General features: G+C 64.5%; 14 protein-coding genes. 4 read left to right on the top strand and 10 right to left on the bottom strand.

Annotated elements, in window-relative coordinates; translation table 11 throughout:
• Positions 1–769, top strand: a 769-nt coding sequence (locus F6S12_RS17615) for an NnrS family protein (RefSeq protein ID WP_315869150.1), incomplete at its 5' end; no start/stop codon positions are given.
• Positions 770–867: 98 nt separating this feature from the next.
• Positions 868–1,836 (top strand): sensor domain-containing diguanylate cyclase, encoded by a 969-nt coding sequence (locus F6S12_RS17610; protein ID WP_019095501.1) that lies wholly within the window; start codon positions 868–870, stop codon positions 1,834–1,836.
• A gap of 63 nt (positions 1,837–1,899) precedes the next feature.
• Here F6S12_RS17610 and F6S12_RS17605 read toward each other — a convergent pair whose 3' ends face one another.
• The 9 genes from F6S12_RS17605 to gloB form a co-directional block, all read right to left on the bottom strand.
• Positions 1,900–2,775 (bottom strand): hypothetical protein, encoded by an 876-nt coding sequence (locus F6S12_RS17605; RefSeq protein WP_315869149.1) that lies wholly within the window; start codon positions 2,773–2,775, stop codon positions 1,900–1,902.
• A 70-nt stretch (positions 2,776–2,845) separates the two neighbouring features.
• The gene (gene fabI / locus F6S12_RS17600) at positions 2,846–3,640 is read right to left on the bottom strand and encodes an enoyl-ACP reductase FabI (RefSeq protein WP_315869148.1); all 795 of its coding nucleotides are present in this window, start codon (positions 3,638–3,640) and stop codon (positions 2,846–2,848) included.
• A gap of 22 nt (positions 3,641–3,662) precedes the next feature.
• The gene (locus F6S12_RS17595) at positions 3,663–5,273 is read right to left on the bottom strand and encodes an ABC transporter ATP-binding protein (RefSeq protein ID WP_315869147.1); all 1,611 of its coding nucleotides are present in this window, start codon (positions 5,271–5,273) and stop codon (positions 3,663–3,665) included.
• A gap of 1 nt (position 5,274) precedes the next feature.
• Positions 5,275–6,294 carry an ABC transporter permease gene (locus F6S12_RS17590; RefSeq protein ID WP_011061586.1) on the bottom strand — a complete coding sequence of 340 codons (1,020 nt, stop codon included), beginning with the start codon at positions 6,292–6,294 and terminating at the stop codon, positions 5,275–5,277.
• Position 6,295: 1 nt separating this feature from the next.
• Positions 6,296–7,369 (bottom strand): microcin C ABC transporter permease YejB, encoded by a 1,074-nt coding sequence (locus F6S12_RS17585; protein WP_011061585.1) that lies wholly within the window; start codon positions 7,367–7,369, stop codon positions 6,296–6,298.
• Positions 7,370–7,371: 2 nt separating this feature from the next.
• Positions 7,372–9,225, bottom strand: a complete 1,854-nt coding sequence (locus F6S12_RS17580; RefSeq protein WP_174395871.1) for an extracellular solute-binding protein — start codon at positions 9,223–9,225, stop codon at positions 7,372–7,374.
• Complete coding sequence (locus tag F6S12_RS17575) at positions 9,222–11,051, bottom strand: extracellular solute-binding protein (RefSeq protein ID WP_011061583.1); 1,830 nt, start codon at positions 11,049–11,051, stop codon at positions 9,222–9,224. The genes F6S12_RS17580 and F6S12_RS17575 overlap by 4 nt, the downstream gene beginning before the upstream one ends.
• Positions 11,052–11,222: 171 nt before the next feature.
• A complete protein-coding gene (locus F6S12_RS17570; RefSeq protein ID WP_011061582.1) occupies positions 11,223–12,650 on the bottom strand; it encodes a transglycosylase SLT domain-containing protein in 1,428 nt (475 codons plus the stop codon).
• A 99-nt stretch (positions 12,651–12,749) separates the two neighbouring features.
• Positions 12,750–13,517 (bottom strand): hydroxyacylglutathione hydrolase, encoded by a 768-nt coding sequence (gene gloB / locus F6S12_RS17565; protein WP_053151892.1) that lies wholly within the window; start codon positions 13,515–13,517, stop codon positions 12,750–12,752.
• Positions 13,518–13,582: 65 nt separating this feature from the next.
• Here gloB and F6S12_RS17560 point away from each other — a divergent pair, with 65 nt between their 5' ends.
• Together F6S12_RS17560 and rnhA are read left to right on the top strand one after the other, a co-directional pair.
• A complete protein-coding gene (locus tag F6S12_RS17560) occupies positions 13,583–14,341 on the top strand; it encodes a methyltransferase domain-containing protein (RefSeq protein ID WP_015635818.1) in 759 nt (252 codons plus the stop codon).
• 109 nt (positions 14,342–14,450) lie between these two features.
• Positions 14,451–14,903 carry a ribonuclease HI gene (gene rnhA, locus F6S12_RS17555; protein ID WP_011061579.1) on the top strand — a complete coding sequence of 151 codons (453 nt, stop codon included), beginning with the start codon at positions 14,451–14,453 and terminating at the stop codon, positions 14,901–14,903.
• A gap of 16 nt (positions 14,904–14,919) precedes the next feature.
• Here rnhA and F6S12_RS17550 read toward each other — a convergent pair whose 3' ends face one another.
• Positions 14,920–15,870 carry a glycerophosphodiester phosphodiesterase family protein gene (locus tag F6S12_RS17550; RefSeq protein WP_236184781.1) on the bottom strand — a complete coding sequence of 317 codons (951 nt, stop codon included), beginning with the start codon at positions 15,868–15,870 and terminating at the stop codon, positions 14,920–14,922.
• Positions 15,871–15,944: the final 74 nt, after the last annotated feature.

Genomic DNA, 15,944 nt, shown 5'->3' with positions numbered 1-15,944 from the left:
GCTGTGGTGCGCCGGCAAGCGCGAGAACTACCCCATGGTCCTGGTCCTGGGGCTGCTGGCGCTGTTTCAGGGGCTGACCCTGTGGGGCCTGTTGGAACACCAGGACAGCTGGCAGCGGCGCGGCGAACTGGGCGCCTTGTGGCTGGTGGCGACCCTGATGACGGTGATCGGCGGCCGGGTGATTCCCTTCTTCATCCAGCGCGGGCTGCAACTGCCCCCCCAGGCGCCGACATCGCCCTGGCCGACCCGGGTGTTGCTGGTGGGCAGCCTGCTGGCCGCGTTGTCCATGGCCCTGGGCGGCGGTGACGCTCCCCGCGGGTGGCTGGCGCCGCTGTTCGCCCTGCTGGCGGGGCTGCAAGGCTGGCGCTTGTGGCGCTGGCACCGGCCGGGGCTGTGGCGGGTGCCGCTGCTCTGGTCGCTGTACCTGGCCTACGGGTGGCTGGCCCTGGCAACCCTGGGCATGGCCCTCTGGCACCTGGGCTGGTCGATACCCCAGAGCCTGGTGACCCATGCCCTGGCGGTGGGTGGCCTGGGCGGGCTGGTGCTGGGCATGGTGGCGCGGGTCAGCCTCGGCCACAGTGGCCGGCCCCTGCAGGCTTCGCGGGCCATGGCCGGTGGCTTTGCGCTGCTGTTTCTGGCGGCCCTGTGCCGGGTCCTGCTGGTGCCGTTCAGCAGCCTGGGGCTGGGTCTTTCAGCGCTGCTGGCGGGCCTGGCGTTTGCCGTGTTCGTGGCTGGCTACGGGAGGATTCTGTTGGCCCCCCGGTTGTGAGGGCCACCTGCCCACTGGCTCCTGCCGCGCCGCTTTAGATGATAAGCCGTCGTTATTCTGGACTACGCTTGGAATCTTAGCCGCGAATGGAGTCAGCGATGTTGTATCCCAGCAAACCCAACAATGAGGCCTTGAGAATCCAGACCCTGCGGGAGCTGAATGTGCTCGACACCTCCCCGGAGGAGCGTTTCGACCGCCTGACCCGGCTGGCCAAGCGTCTGTTCAACGTGCCCATTGCCCTGGTCAGCCTGGTGGATGCCGACCGGCAATGGTTCAAGTCCTGCGTGGGGCTCGACGTCAGCGAAACCTCGCGGGACATTTCCTTCTGTGGCCACGCGATCCTCGGTGACCAGATCCTCACCGTGCCCGACGCCGGCCTGGACGAACGCTTCCACGACAACCCGCTGGTGGTGGGCGCGCCGGGCATCCGCTTCTATGCCGGTTGCCCGCTGACGGTCACCAATGGCAGCAAGCTCGGCACTCTGTGCCTGATCGACATCAAGCCCCGCGACCTGGACGACGAGGATCGGGCACTGCTACGGGACCTGGCGCGCATGGCCGAGCAGGAACTGGCGGCGGTGCAGATGGCCAGCATGGACGAGCTGACCCTGCTGTCCAATCGCCGCGGCTTCGAGGCCCTGGCCCGGCATGCCCTGGGGGTGTGCAAGCGCCTGGAAAAACCGGCGACCCTGCTGTTCTTCGACCTCAACGACTTCAAGCAGATCAATGACACCTACGGCCATGCCGAAGGCGACGGCGCCCTGAAGACCTTCGCCGACGTGCTGCGCATCGCCTTTCGCGAGAGCGATGTGATCGGCCGCCTGGGGGGCGATGAGTTCGTGGCCCTGCTGACCGCTGCCGACCATATCGAGACTTCGGCGATCATGGCGCGCCTGCGGGAGATTCTCGACGAGCGCAATGCCACCTTGAAGCGGGGTTATGACATCCGCTTCAGCGTCGGCCAGATCGAATACGACGCCGAACGCCATCCCGACATCGAGGCGTTGCTGGCGGACGCCGACAAGGCCATGTACCTGCACAAGCAGGCGAGCAAGCGGGCTCGCTGAGGGTTGCTGCCGCCAAGCCCTGCCCGGTGACGCGGGGCAGGGAAGGGCGTCAGTGGCAGGGCGCTATTGGCCGCGCTCCATCAGCGGTGGGCTATAGCTTTCCTCGATGTCGACCCCGGCCGCCCTGGCTCGGCTTTCAACTTCTGAGCGACGTTGCAGCCGTTCTTTCAAATGCGCAGGGAACAGGGTTCTCCATTGGGCTCTTTGTGCCTCTGCAAAGTCGCGGGTCCAGAACGTGTCCAGGGACATCAGGTTCAGGCTTATCAAGTAGACAGCGCTTTGCAGGGGGGCGCTTTTCGAGTCGTAGCGCAGGGCTCGGACATGCGCAATGTAGTTGCCGTGATAGAGATACCAGTCATAGAACATGTTGTTGCCCAGCCACTGCTCAAGGCTCATCTCATGGTTGGCATCGAACAGCGGGTGGCTGAGTGGCTGGGTACCCAGGAGGCTTTCCTTCCAGTCCAGCTTGTGCAACTCGCCAGCGGCTATTCGGGGGTCGGAAGGGAAGTAGTATTTTTGCCATCCAGCGTTCTTCAACGTCCTGAGAAGGTTATAGACAAGCGCCTTGTTGGCCTTGTGAGTGCTGTTGTCCGGCAGCCCGCGAAGGTCGATGTTCAATGCCTGGATGGTGTTTGAGGTATTGCCATCAACGGCAATCAGCAGCCCGGCTACCTGATCCAGTTCAAGCGTGCCCTCGGGCTGGGCCAGGCTCAGGTCAAGGAGTGCTCCCTGACGATCCGCCTCATACCAACATAGGTGGACCGCATCCAGGCAGTCGGCGGTAAAGCTCACCGGGCTCTTTTCCAGGAACTCGGCAACCGGTGTGCCCAGGGGGATGTGCAGGCGTGCGACGCTGCTCCGGGTTTTATTCGAGGCGGTATCTTGGGTGTTGTCGCAGCCGGCTAGAAAAAACACGAGCAACAGATAGCACAGCTTCATGTTTGGCCTTTCCAATGAGCAGGAAGGGGCAGGGTGGCGAGGGCGCAAGCCCCCTCGCCACCGCCGCAGATCACTCGTCGAGGTTGCCCATGGCGGTGGTGTTGAAACCCCCGTCCACGTACATGATCTCGCCGCTGATGCCCGAGGCCAGGTCCGAGCAGAGGAAGGCGCCGGCGTTGCCGACTTCTTCGATGGTGACGTTGCGCCGTAGCGGGGTTTGCGCCTCGTTGGCCGCCAGCATCTTGCGGAAGTTCTTGATGCCTGAGGCCGCCAGGGTGCGGATCGGCCCGGCGGAAACGGCGTTGACCCGAGTGCCTTCCGGGCCCAGGGAGCCGGCCAGGTAGCGCACGCCGGCTTCCAGGGAGGCCTTGGCCATGCCCATCACGTTGTAGTTGGGCATGGTGCGTTCGGCGCCCAGGTAGGACAGGGTCAGCAGGCTGCCGTTGCGGCCCTTCATCATTTCCCGACCGGCCTTGGCCAGGGCCACGAAGCTGTAGGCGCTGATGTCGTGGGCAATGCGAAAGCCCTCGCGGGTGGTGGCATCGGTGAAGTCGCCTTCGAGCTGGTCGCCGGGAGCGAAGCCCACGGAGTGGACGATGCAGTCCAGGCCGTCCCAGTGCTTGCCCAGTTCGGTGAAGACCTGGGCGATCTGCTCGTCACTGGCCACATCGCAAGGGAAACACAGCTCGGCGCTGGAGCCCCAGCCTGTGGCGAATTCCTCGACCCGGCCCTTGAGTTTTTCGTTCTGATAAGTGAAGGCCAGCTCGGCGCCTTCACGATGCATGGCGGCAGCGATGCCGGAGGCGATCGACAGCTTGCTGGCGACACCGACGATCAGGACACGCTTCCCAGCGAGAAAACCCATATGTTGCTACTCCTGTTTCAGGTTATTCGGCGCTTGCCGGAGCCAGGAAGGCGGCTTCCAGCAGTTGCCGTGTGTAAGGGTGTTGCGGGGCGTCGAAGATGCCCCCGGCGTCCCCCTGTTCCACCACCTGGCCGTGCTTGATCACCATCAACTGGTGGCTCAGGGCCTTGACCACCGCCAGGTCGTGGCTGATGAACAGGTAGGTCAGGTTGTACTTGCTTTGCAGTGTGCGCAGCAGTTCCACCACCTGGCGCTGCACCGTGCGGTCCAGGGCCGAGGTCGGTTCGTCCAGCAGGATCAGCCGCGGCTTGAGCACCAGGGCCCGGGCGATGGCGATGCGCTGGCGCTGCCCGCCGGAGAACTCATGGGGGTAGCGGTGCCGCGTGTCCGGGTCCAGGCCGACCTCCTTGAGGGCTTCGATGATGGCCTGCTCCTGCTCCTGTTCACTGCCTATCTTGTGGATGCACAGGCCCTCGCCGACGATCTGGCTCACGCTCATGCGCGGGCTGAGGCTGCCGAAAGGATCCTGGAACACCACCTGCATTTCCCGCCGCAGCGGCCGAACCTGTTGCTGGGTCAGGCTGTCCAGTTGCTGGCCCTCGAAGCGAATGCCGCCCTGGCTGGCAATCAGGCGCAGGATCGCCAGGCCCAGGGTCGACTTGCCCGAGCCGCTTTCCCCAACGATGCCCAGGGTCTGGCCCTGGGGCAGGCTGAAGTGGATGCCGTCCACTGCCTTGACGTGATCCACGGTGCTGCGCAGCAGGCCTTTCTTGATCGGGAACCAGACCTTGAGGTTGTTAACCTCCAGCAGCGGCGGGCCAATCTCGTTGGCCGCCGGCAGGCCGCTGGGTTCTGCGGCCAGCAGTTCCCGGGTGTAGGGATGCTGCGGCGCGCGAAACAGATCTTCGCAGGATGCCTGTTCGACGATGCAGCCCTTCTGCATGACACAGACCCGGTGGGCAATGCGCCGCACCAGGTTCAGGTCGTGGCTGATCAGCAGCAGCGCCATGCCCAGGCGCGCCTGCAGTTCCTTGAGCAGCTCGAGGATCTTCAGCTGCACGGTGACATCCAGGGCCGTGGTGGGCTCGTCGGCGATCAGCAGTTCCGGCTCGTTGGCCAGGGCCATGGCGATCATCACCCGTTGCCGCTGGCCGCCGGACAGCTCGTGGGGCAGGGCCTTGAGACGCTTGTGCGGTTCGGGGATGCCCACCAGCTCCAGCAGTTCCAGGGTGCGCCGGGTGGCGACCTTGCCGGTCAGGCCCTTGTGGATGCCCAGCACTTCGTTGATCTGCTTCTCGATGCTGTGCAGCGGGTTCAGCGAGGTCATGGGCTCCTGGAAGATCATCGCGATGCGGTTGCCGCGGATATGGCGGATGGTCTTCTCTTTCAGGGTCAGCAGGTCGTGCCCGGCATACTGGATGGTGCCGCTGGGGTGGTGCGCCAGAGGGTAGGGCAGCAGCCGCAGGATGGAGTGGGCGGTGACCGATTTGCCCGAGCCGCTTTCGCCCACCAGGGCCAGGGTCTCGCCGCGCTTGATGTCGAAGCTGACGCCTTGCACCACCCGCTGGCGGTGCGCGCCGGTGACGAACTCCACCGCCAGGTCGCGGACTTCGATCAGGTTGTCCTGGGTCATGTCATTTCCTCGGGTCGAAGGCATCGCGGGCGGATTCGCCGATGAACACCAGCAGGCTGAGCATGATCGCCAGCACGGCGAAGGCGCTCATGCCCAGCCAGGGCGCCTGCAGGTTGGACTTGCCCTGGGCCACCAGCTCGCCGAGGGATGGCGCCCCCGGCGGCAGGCCGAAACCGAGGAAGTCCAGGGCGGTGAGGGTGCCGATGGCGCCGGTGAGGATAAAGGGCATGAAGGTCATGGTGGAGACCATGGCGTTGGGCAGGATGTGGCGGAACATGATGGCGCCGTTCTGCATGCCCAGGGCCCGGGCCGCGCGCACGTACTCCAGGTTGCGCCCGCGCAGGAACTCGGCCCGCACCACGTCCACCAGGCTCATCCAGGAGAACAGCAGCATGATCCCCAGCAGCCACCAGAAATTGGGCTGCACGAAGCTGGCGAGGATGATCAGCAGGTAGAGCACCGGCAGGCCGGACCAGATCTCCAGGAAGCGCTGGCCCACCAGGTCCACCCAGCCGCCGTAGAAGCCCTGCAGGGCGCCGGCGATGACGCCGATGATGGAGCTGAGAATGGTCAGGGTCAGGGCGAACAGCACCGACACCCGGAACCCGTAGATGACCCGGGCCAGCACGTCGCGGCCCTGGTCGTCGGTGCCCAGCAGGTTGTCCGCCGAGGGCGGCGCCGGGGCCGGCACCCGCAGGTCGTAGTTGATGCTCTGGTAGCTGAAGGGGATCGGTGCCCAGAGTACCCAGGCATCCTTCTGCGCCAGCAGTTCGCGGATGTAGGGGCTCTTGTAGTTGGCTTCCAGGGGGAATTCGCCGCCGAAGGTGGTTTCCGGGTAGCGCTTGAGGGCCGGGAAGTACCAGCCGCCTTCGTAGTGCACCACCAGCGGCTTGTCGTTGGCGATCAGCTCGGCGCCCAGGCTGAGGACGAACAGCACCAGGAACAGCCACAGCGACCACCAGCCGCGCTTGTTGGCCTTGAAGCGCTCGAAGCGCCGGCGATTGAGGGGGGACAGGTTCATCTCAATGCTCCCGGCTGTCGAAGTCGATGCGAGGGTCGACCAGGGTGTAGGTCAGGTCGCCGATCAGTTTCACCACCAGCCCCAGCAGGGTGAAGATGAACAGGGTGCCGAACACCACCGGGTAGTCGCGGTTGATCGCTGCCTCGAAGCTCATCAGGCCCAGGCCGTCGAGGGAGAAGATCACTTCCACCAGCAGGGAGCCGGTGAAGAAGATGCCGATGAAGGCCGAGGGGAAGCCGGCGATCACCAGCAGCATGGCGTTGCGGAACACATGGCCGTAGAGCACCCGGCGCTGGGTCAGGCCCTTGGCCTTGGCGGTGACCACGTACTGCTTGTTGATCTCGTCGAGGAAGCTGTTCTTGGTCAGCAGGGTCATGGTGGCGAAGTGGCCGATCACCAGGGCGGTGACCGGCAGCGCCAGGTGCCAGAAGTAGTCGAGGATCTTGCCGCCCCAGCTCAACTGGTCGAAGTCGTTGGAGGTCAGGCCGCGCAGGGGGAACCAGTTGAAATAGCTGCCGCCGGCGAACACCACGATCAGCAGGATGGCGAACAGGAAGGCCGGGATCGCGTAGCCGACGATGATCGCCGAACTGGTCCAGACATCGAAGTGGCTGCCGTGGCGGGTGGCCTTGGCGATCCCCAGGGGGATCGACACCAGGTACATGATCAGGGTGCTCCACAACCCGAGGGAGATGGACACCGGCATCTTCTCCTTGATCAGGTCCACCACCTTGGCGTCACGGAAGAAGCTGTTGCCGAAATCCAGGGTGGCGTAGTTCTTGATCATGATCCACAAGCGTTCCGGCGCCGACTTGTCGAAGCCGTACATGTGCTCGATTTCCTTGATCAGCGCCGGGTCCAGGCCCTGGGCGCCGCGGTAGCTGGAACCGGCCACCGAGACTTCGGCGCCGCCGCCGGCGATGCGGCTGGTGGCGCCGTCGAAGCCTTCGAGCTTGGCGATCATCTGCTCCACCGGGCCGCCGGGTGCGGCCTGGATGATCACGAAGTTGATCAGCAGGATGCCCAGCAGCGTGGGGATGATCAGCAGCAGGCGGCGAAAGATATAGGCCAGCATGGTCAGTACACCGCTTCGGCCGGGGCCGCCTGGTTGTCCGGGGTCGGTTCAACGGCCGGCTTGGCGCCGGGCTTGATCCACCAGGTGTTGACGCCGATGTCGTACTTGGGCGCGACCTTGGGGTGGCCGATATGGTCCCAGTAGGCCACGCGCCAGGTCTTGATGTGCCAGTTGGGAATCACGTAGTAGCCCCATTGCAGGACCCGGTCCAGGGCCTTGGCGTGGGCCACCAGGCTGGCGCGGGAATCGGCGTTGATCAGGTTTTCCACCAGGCTGTCGATGGCCGGGTCCTTGAGGCCGATGTAGTTGCGGCTGCCGGCCTTGTCGGCGCTGGAGGACATCCAGAACTCGCGTTGCTCGTTACCCGGGGAGTTGGACTGGGGGAAGCTGCCGACGATCATGTCGAAGTCCCGCGAGCGCACCCGGGTGATGTACTGGGACACGTCGACCCGGCGGATCACCAGGTCGATGCCCAGGTCGGCCAGGTTACGCTTGAACGGCAGCAGCACGCGCTCGAACTCGGTCTGGGCCAGCAGGAACTCGATCACCACCGGCTTGCCCTGGGCGTCGACCATCTTGTCGTCGACGATGCGCCAGCCGGCTTCCTGCAACAGCTGGTAGGCCTGGCGCTGCTGGGCGCGGATCATCCCGCTGCCGTCGCACACCGAAGGGGAGAAGGCCTGGTCGAATACCTGCGGGGGGATCTTGCCCCGCAGCGGTTCGAGGATGGCCAGTTCCTCGGGCCCCGGCAGGCCGGTGGCGGCCATTTCCGAGTTCTCGAAGTAGCTGCGGGTGCGGGTGTAGGCACCGTTGAACAGCTGCTTGTTGCTCCACTCGAAGTCCAGCAGCAGGCTCAGCGCGTGACGCACCCGCACGTCCTGGAACATCGGCCGGCGGGTGTTGAAGACAAAACCCTGCATGCCGGTGGGGTTGCCGTTGGCGATCTGCTCCTTGATCAGGCGGCCCTGGGCCACGGCCGGAATGTTGTAGGCGTTGGCCCAGTTCTTCGCGCTCATTTCCAGCCAGTAGTCGAACTGGCCGGCCTTGAGCGCTTCCAGGGCCACGGTGTTGTCGCGGTAGTAGTCGCTGGTGATCACGTCGAAATTGTAGAAGCCGCGGTTGACCGGCAGGTCCTTGGCCCAATAGTCCTTGACCCGCTCGTAGCGGATCGAGCGCCCGGCCTTGACCTCGGTGACCTTGTAAGGGCCGCTGCCCAGGGGAATCTCCAGGTTGCTCTTGGCAAAGTCGCGGCTTTGCCACCAGTGCTTGGGCAGGATCGTCAGCTGGCCGAGGATCAGCGGCAGCTCGCGGTTGTTGGTGTGCTTGAACTTGAACAGCACCCGCTGCGGGTCTTCGGCGATCACCTGGTCGACGTCAGCGTAGTAGCCGCGGTACAGCGGCGAGCCGGCGCTCATCAGGGTCTGGAAGCTGAACACCACGTCTTCGGCGTGGATCGGCTGGCCGTCGTTGAAGCGCGCCTCGGGGCGCAGATAGAAGCGCACCCAGCTGTTGTCCGGGGCCTTCTCGATCTTGCTGGCCACCAGGCCGTACTCGGTGAACGGCTCATCCAGGCTCTGGGCCATCAGGGTGTCGTAGACCAGGCCGATGTTCAGCTCCGGCACGCCCTTGCTGATGAACGGGTTGAGGCTGTCGAAGCTGCCGAAGCCGGCCATGCGGAAGGTGCCGCCCTTGGGCGCGTCGGGATTGACGAAGTCGAAGTGCTGGAAGTTCGCCGGGTATTTCGGCGCTTCGTTGTACAGGGTCACGGCGTGTTGCGGCGCAGCCTGGGCATAGCAGGCGATGGCGCTGAACAACAGGCCGCTGGTGCGCAGGAGCAGGGCACGCAGGGGCATCATTGGGCGTTCTCCATGGACTTCAGCCACCAGGCGCCGAGGCCCAGGGTATAGGGCGGCGTGGTGACGAAGGCGAACCGGTTACGGTAGGCCAGGCGGTGATAGTTGAGGTACCAGTTGGGAATCATGTAGTGCTGCCACAGCAGCACCCGATCCAGGGCCCGGCCCGCGGCCAGTTGGTCGTCGCGGGTCTGGGCGGCCAGCAGCTGTTCCAGCAGGTGATCGACCACCGGGTTGTTGATGCCTGCGTAGTTCTTGCTGCCCTTGACCGAGACCTGGCTGGAGTGGAAGTACTGCCATTGCTCCAGGCCCGGGCTCAGGGTCTGGTTGAGGGTCATGAGGATCATGTCGTAGTCGAACTGGTCCAGGCGCTGCTTGTATTGCGCCCGGTCCACGGTGCGCAGGCGGGCGTCGATGCCGATGCTCGCGAGGTTCTCCACGTAGGGCTGGAGAATCCGTTCCAGGTTGGGATTGACCAGCATCAGCTCGAAGCGCAGCGGCTGCCCGGCACTGTTCTGCAGTCGCTGGCCATTGAGCTTCCAGCCCGCCTCGCCGAGCAGTCCCAGGGCCTTGCGCAGGGTGTCCCGCGGGATGCCGCGGCCGTCGGTGCGCGGCAGGCTGAAGGCCTGGCTGAACAGGCTGGCGGGCAATTGCTCGCGGTAGGGCGAGAGCAGCAGCCATTCATGGCCCTGCGGTACCCCGGTGGCGGAGAACTCGCTGTTGGGGTAGTAGCTCAGGGCGCGCTGGTAGGCGCCGCTGAACAGGGTGCGGTTGGTCCACTCGAAGTCGAACATCATGCCCAGCGCCTCGCGCACCCGCACGTCGGCGAAAGTGGCGCGGCGGGTGTTCATGAACAGGCCCTGGGTCTGGGTCGGGATCTGGTGCGCCACCTGGGCCTTGATCACCTCACCGCGGTTGACCGCCGGGAAGTTGTAGCCGTTGGCCCAGTTCTTGGCCTGGTGCTCGATATAGATGTCGAACTCGCCGGCCTTGAAGGCTTCGAAGGCCACGTCGCTGTCCCGGTAGAACTCCACTTCGACCCGGTCGAAGTTGTTGAAGCCGCGGTTGACTGGCAGGTCCTTGCCCCAGTAGTCCTTGACCCGTTCGAACACCAGTTGGCGCCCGGGCTGTACCTGGGTGATGCGGTACGGGCCGCTGCCCAGGGGCGGGGTGAAGGTAGTGGCCTTGAAGTCGCGATCCTTCCAGTAATGCTGGGGCAGCACCGGCAGTTCGCCCAGGCGCAGGATCAGCAAGGGGTTGCCGGCACGCTTGAACACGAAGCGGATGCGCTGCGGGCCGAGGATATCCACCCGCTGCACTTCCTGCAGGTTGGTGCGGTATTGCGGGTGGCCTTCCTTGAGCAACAGGCGATAGGAGAACGCCACATCGTAGGCGGTGATCGGCTTGCCATCGTGAAAGCGTGCTTCGGGGCGCAGGTTGAACACCACCCAACTGCGGTCCTCGGCGTATTCCACCGAGCGGGCGATCAGGCCGTAGCTGGAAGTCGGCTCATCACCGGAAGGCGCATACAGGCCGGTGCCCACCATCAAGGGTTCGTTGAGTTCGTTGACCCCGTATTGCAGGAAATTCGGCGTGGCGACCGGGCTGGTGCCCTTGAAGGTGTAGGGGTTGAGGGTGTCGAAGGTGCCAAAGGCCATGACCCGCAAGGTGCCGCCTTTGGGCGCAGCGGGGTTGACCCAATCGAAATGGGTGAACTTTGCCGGGTATTTGAGCGTGCCAAACTGCGCGTAACCGTGACTTTCGGTGATCGTCGCGCTTGCGGGAAAGCTCAAGGCCAGGCTGATGAAGAGCAGGAGCAGGGGACGCATCGAGACAGAGATCCGATCCAGGCGGCTTGGGCTTTGTGCTCCGTACAGTAACAGCTTGTATCAGCAGGAAAAAGCTCGCTGGCGCGCGCTTCGTGCAATTGAAATTTCCTGTAGGAGCCGGCTTGCCGGCGAAGGCTGTTCGCCGGCAAGCCGGCTCCTACAGGGGAGATTTCAGTGCGGCAGGTACACCGTCAGCATCTGGCCGGGCTTGAGGGCCTGGGCCGCGCGGGGGTTCCAGCGCTTGAGGTGCTGCATCTCGACATTGAAGCGCTTGGCCACCATGTACAGCGAGTCGCCCTGCTTGACCTTGTACTGAGTCGACTTCTTCTTGTTGCTGGCCAGGCTGGTTTTCTTGCTGGCCACCTTGCGGGTGTCCTGCATCACCAGCGTCTGGCCGACCTTGAGGTTCTTGCCGCTGAGCTTGTTCCAGCGCTGCAGGTCCTGGACGTCGACCTTGTTGGCCTTGGCAATGAGGGTCAGGTTGTCGCCATTCTTGACCCGGTAGATGCGCTTGGCCCGCAGCGAATCACGCCCTTCGTCGCGGTCGAAGACCGGTTTGAGGGAGCGCTTGCTGATCAGTTCTTCGGGTTTCATGGTGGACAGGCTGGTGGTCAGCAACTGTGCCTTGGAAGTCGGCACCAGCAGGTGCTGGGGGCCGTCGATGGTGGTGCGCTGCTTGAACGCCGGGTTGAGCTGGAACAGCTCGTCCTCGTCGATGTTGGCCACCGCCGCGACCTTGGACAGGTCCATGCGCTGGTTGATCTCCACCACCTGGAAGTAGGGTTCGTTGGCGATCGGGTTGAGGTTCACGCCGTAGGCCTGCGGGGCCAGCACCACCTGGGACAGGGCCAGCAGCTTGGGCACATAGGCCTGGGTCTCGGCCGGCAGCGGCAGGTTCCAGTAGTCGGTGGGCAGGCCGAGCTTTTCATTGCGCTCGATGGCCCGGCTCACCGTGCCTTCACCGGCGTTGTAGGCGGCCAGTGCCAGCAGCCAGTCGCCGTTGAACATGTCGTGCAGGCGGCTCAGGTAGTCCATGGCCGCGGTGGTGGACGCGGTGATGTCGCGGCGGCCATCGTAGAAGCGGGTCTGGCGCAGGTTGAAGTAGCGCCCGGTGGCCGGGACGAACTGCCACAGCCCCACCGCATCGGCCCGGGAATAGGCCAGGGGGTTGTAGGCGCTTTCGATGACCGGCAGCAGGGCCAGTTCCAGCGGCATGTTGCGCTCTTCGAGACGCTCGACGATGTAGTGGATATAAAGGCTGCCGCGCTCGCCGGCATTTTCCAGGAAGGAAGGGTTGCTGGCGAACCACAGGCGCTGCTGTTCAATACGCGGGTTGACGCCCAGGCCTTCTTGCAATTGGAACCCCTGGCGCATGCGTTCCCAGACGTCCTGGGGTACTTGCGGGCTGGGCTGGTTGCTCAGCCAGATGGGTTTCTGCTTGATGCGGGCGTTGAAATTCTGTGTGTGTGTCGCGTCGCTCTGCGGGGCATGGCCGGTGCTTTGGCAGCCCGCAAGAGTCGCTGACACAGCTACCGCGATGGCCTGGGCCAAGCGCGTCAATGCGTCTGAACTGATGGAATAACGAATAGATGACGACATTGGCTGGAAGTAAGTTCCGGGCAAAAATGTCGGGCGATTCTAGAAAGCACCCGGGGTGCGGTCAACCATTCAGAATTTTTGTACCAATCGATAGCCTGCTTAGAACTTATCTTTCCAAGCCCTCAGAGCCGCAAAGACCGCACTCTGCGACTGGTTATCCTGGCCATTCCGTTCGTCCGCTTTTTGTTTAACGGATGTTTCACCGGTACGCAGGAACGGGTTGGTCAATTTCTCCAGGGCCAGGGTCGAGGGCAGGGTCATGCGCCCTTGCTCACGCATCTGCGTGACCTTCGCCAGGCGTTCGGCGATATCCGGGTTGGCCGGTTCCACCGCCTGGGCGAAGCGCAGGTTGCTCAGGGTGTATTCGTGGGTGCAGTAGATCAGGGTGTCGTCCGGCAGCGCGGCGAGGCGGCCGAGGGAGTGGTGCATCTGCTCCGGGGTGCCCTCGAACAGCCGGCCACAACCGGCCGCGAACAGGGTATCGCCACAGAACAGCAGGCCATGGTGGTAGTAGGCGATATGCCCCAGGGTGTGGCCGGGCACGGCGAATACCTCGAACTCCCAGCCGAGGATGCTGACCCGCTGGTTGTCTTCGAGGCCGATGTCGCGGGCCGGGATTTTTTCCCGGGCCGGGCCATAGACCGTGGCCGCGCTGTGCTGCTTGAGGCGTTCGACGCCGCCGACGTGATCGTGGTGATGGTGGGTGATCAGGATGTCGCTGAGCACCCAGCCCGGGTGCTGTTCCAGCCAGGCCAGTACCGGCGCTGCATCCCCCGGATCGACGACTGCGCAGCGCTGGCTGCGATGATCTTGTAACAACCAGATGTAGTTATCGGTGAAGGCGGGCAGGGCACTGATCTGTATCATCTTCGGATTCGCCAAGCGGAAAACAATGGCGCATCTTAGAGCTTCTTGGCGTGTTGGAGAATGCAATGACCGATAAAGCCTTCGCTCAGGCAGATCCCGACTGGCTGGCCCTGATCAGTGCGGCCCGGGAGTGGCTGTCCGGCCCCCTGGGGCAATTTCTGCTGGATGAAGAGCGGCGCATGCTCGAAGAGGAACTGGGGCGTTTCTTCGGTGGCTACCTGGTGCACTACGGGCCTTCGGCGCAAACCCCGCCGGCGGCGCCCCAGGTGCAACGCAACGTGCGTCTCGGCGCGCCATTGCCCGGGGTGGAGATCGTCTGCGAGGAGCAGGCCTGGCCCCTGAGCGAGCACGCCGCCGATGTGGTGGTGCTGCAGCACGGCCTGGATTTCTGCCTGTCGCCCCATGGCCTGCTGCGCGAGGCGGCCAGCAGCGTGCGCCCTGGGGGGCATCTGCTGATTGTCGGCATCAACCCCTGGAGCACCTGGGGCCTGCGCCATGTGTTCGCCCATGATGCGTTGCGCCTGGCCCGTTGCATCTCCCCGTCGCGGGTCGGCGACTGGCTCAACCTGCTGGGCTTCGCGCTGGAGAAACGCCGCTTCGGGTGCTATCGTCCTCCGCTTGCTTCAACGGCATGGCAGGCGCGGCTGGCCGGCTGGGAGCGCAGGGCCGGGCACTGGCAACTGTCCGGCGGCGGCTTCTACCTGTTGGTGGCGCGCAAGATCGCCGTGGGCCTGCGCCCGGTGCGCCAGGTGCGGCGCGAGCCGATGGGCAAGCTGGTACCGCTGCCCATGGCCAAGGTCAACCGCCGCAACAGCGAGCCTTGATGAACTGTTGAAACCCTCTTTTTATACACTCCCGGCCGGCGTAGCCCGGCCCTGGGCCCGGTCGATGGCGGTCGGCGGGCCAATGGCAATTTTCTGATGGAAGGCGTGGATGAGCGATAGCGTAGAAATCTTTACCGACGGTGCCTGCAAGGGCAATCCCGGCCCCGGTGGCTGGGGCGCGCTGCTGGTGTGCAAGGGCGTCGAAAAGGAGCTCTGGGGCGGCGAAGCCAACACCACCAATAACCGCATGGAGCTGATGGCGGCGATCCGCGGCCTGGAAGAGCTCAAGCGCCAGTGCGATGTGCAGCTGGTCACCGACTCGCAGTATGTGATGAAGGGCATCAACGAGTGGATGGCCAACTGGAAGAAGCGCGGCTGGAAGACCGCCGCCAAGGAGCCGGTGAAGAATGCCGACCTGTGGCAGCAGCTCGACGAACAGGTCAACCGCCACAACGTCACCTGGAAATGGGTGCGCGGCCACACCGGCCATCACGGCAACGAGCGGGCCGACCAGTTGGCCAACCGCGGTGTCGACGAGGTCCGCGGCTACAAGCAGCCCTGATGCCCTGAGCGGCCAATCAGCGACAAGGCAGCGGCCGTTCGAGCCGCTGCTTCATTTCCCCCGTCGCACGGGGCGAATCCACCAGCACCGCATCCATCTTCAGGCAAGTAGCCGCCTGGTAGTCCTCGGCCGTATTGATGCCGATCGCCAGCATCCGCACCTTGCCCCGTGACTGAAAGCAATCCACCGCAGCGGGCGTCCACAGCCGGGCATCGACCTGGGAGCGCGCCTCGCCCAGGGTAAAGGTCTCGACCAGTTGCACCGGGCGCCGGTACTCGAAAGCCACCCAACTGCCGGGTGCAGGTGGTGCGTTGCAGTGGTGGGCGAGGGCGACGCTGGCCAGCCGGTCCCGGGTACTGTCCCTGGATTCGAACAGCCGGGCCTGGGGATAGGGCGCGAAAGCCTGCTGGTAGCCGGCATCGGTGGAGTAGATCAGCACCCGGTTCCAGGCGTGCAGCTGTTCCAGCAAGCGGGCGACGGCCTGGGCCTGGGGGGCAGCCGGCAGGGCCTTCATGTCGAGAATCACCGGCACCGACTCAGGGATCGCCATCATCGCCTGACGCAACGACGGCAGGCTTACCGGCTGGGCGCGATAGGGAAAGCTCACCTGGCCATCGGCTGCTGTCTGCTTGAAATTCCACCCGGCATTGAGTGCCTGCAACTGCGCCAGGGTGTGCTGGTTGACTGCGCCTGTGGCCTGGGTATTGGCGCTCAGGTCGGCCGGTCGGTACAGCACCGGTACGCCATCGCGGCTGAGTTGCACCGTCAGCCAGAGCATGTCGACGTTATTGCGCAGGGCGTTGTCGATGGCCAGCAGGGTGTTCTCGGGAAAGTCCGCGGCGCCGCCGCGATGGGCAACGATCAGCGGCCGTTGTCGGCTGTCGCTGTCGGTGTGCGCAAGGGAAGAGCAGCCACTGATGCAGGCCAAGGCCAGCAGCAGTGGGAGCATCTGTCGAGTCTTGAGCATGGGAGGGCGGTTCCTGTGGGGTGAGTGCAACGCCGGGTATCAGCACCCGCGCGCCTGGGTGAGGCCGCACGGTA

Origin of the sequence: Pseudomonas sp. JV245A, assembly GCF_032424515.1 — a bacterium.
Taxonomy (GTDB): Bacteria; Pseudomonadota; Gammaproteobacteria; order Pseudomonadales; family Pseudomonadaceae; genus Aquipseudomonas; species Aquipseudomonas protegens.
Note: the sequence above shows the minus strand (reverse complement) of the source record. Positions and strands in the feature narration are given on the sequence as shown.

What these genes read in the sequence shown, in the direction of transcription:
- F6S12_RS17585 (WP_011061585.1), bottom strand. Translation starts at nt 7,369, where the DNA reads ATGCTGGCCTATATCTTTCGCCGCCTGCTGCTGATCATCCCCACGCTG.
- F6S12_RS17570 (WP_011061582.1), bottom strand. Translation starts at nt 12,650, where the DNA reads ATGTCGTCATCTATTCGTTATTCCATCAGTTCAGACGCATTGACGCGC.
- F6S12_RS17580 (WP_174395871.1), bottom strand. Translation starts at nt 9,225, where the DNA reads ATGATGCCCCTGCGTGCCCTGCTCCTGCGCACCAGCGGCCTGTTGTTC.
- F6S12_RS17610 (WP_019095501.1), top strand. Translation starts at nt 868, where the DNA reads ATGTTGTATCCCAGCAAACCCAACAATGAGGCCTTGAGAATCCAGACC.
- F6S12_RS17595 (WP_315869147.1), bottom strand. Translation starts at nt 5,273, where the DNA reads ATGACCCAGGACAACCTGATCGAAGTCCGCGACCTGGCGGTGGAGTTC.
- rnhA (WP_011061579.1), top strand. Translation starts at nt 14,451, where the DNA reads ATGAGCGATAGCGTAGAAATCTTTACCGACGGTGCCTGCAAGGGCAAT.
- F6S12_RS17550 (WP_236184781.1), bottom strand. Translation starts at nt 15,870, where the DNA reads ATGCTCAAGACTCGACAGATGCTCCCACTGCTGCTGGCCTTGGCCTGC.
- gloB (WP_053151892.1), bottom strand. Translation starts at nt 13,517, where the DNA reads ATGATACAGATCAGTGCCCTGCCCGCCTTCACCGATAACTACATCTGG.
- fabI (WP_315869148.1), bottom strand. Translation starts at nt 3,640, where the DNA reads ATGGGTTTTCTCGCTGGGAAGCGTGTCCTGATCGTCGGTGTCGCCAGC.
- F6S12_RS17605 (WP_315869149.1), bottom strand. Translation starts at nt 2,775, where the DNA reads ATGAAGCTGTGCTATCTGTTGCTCGTGTTTTTTCTAGCCGGCTGCGAC.
- F6S12_RS17575 (WP_011061583.1), bottom strand. Translation starts at nt 11,051, where the DNA reads ATGCGTCCCCTGCTCCTGCTCTTCATCAGCCTGGCCTTGAGCTTTCCC.
- F6S12_RS17560 (WP_015635818.1), top strand. Translation starts at nt 13,583, where the DNA reads ATGACCGATAAAGCCTTCGCTCAGGCAGATCCCGACTGGCTGGCCCTG.
- F6S12_RS17590 (WP_011061586.1), bottom strand. Translation starts at nt 6,294, where the DNA reads ATGAACCTGTCCCCCCTCAATCGCCGGCGCTTCGAGCGCTTCAAGGCC.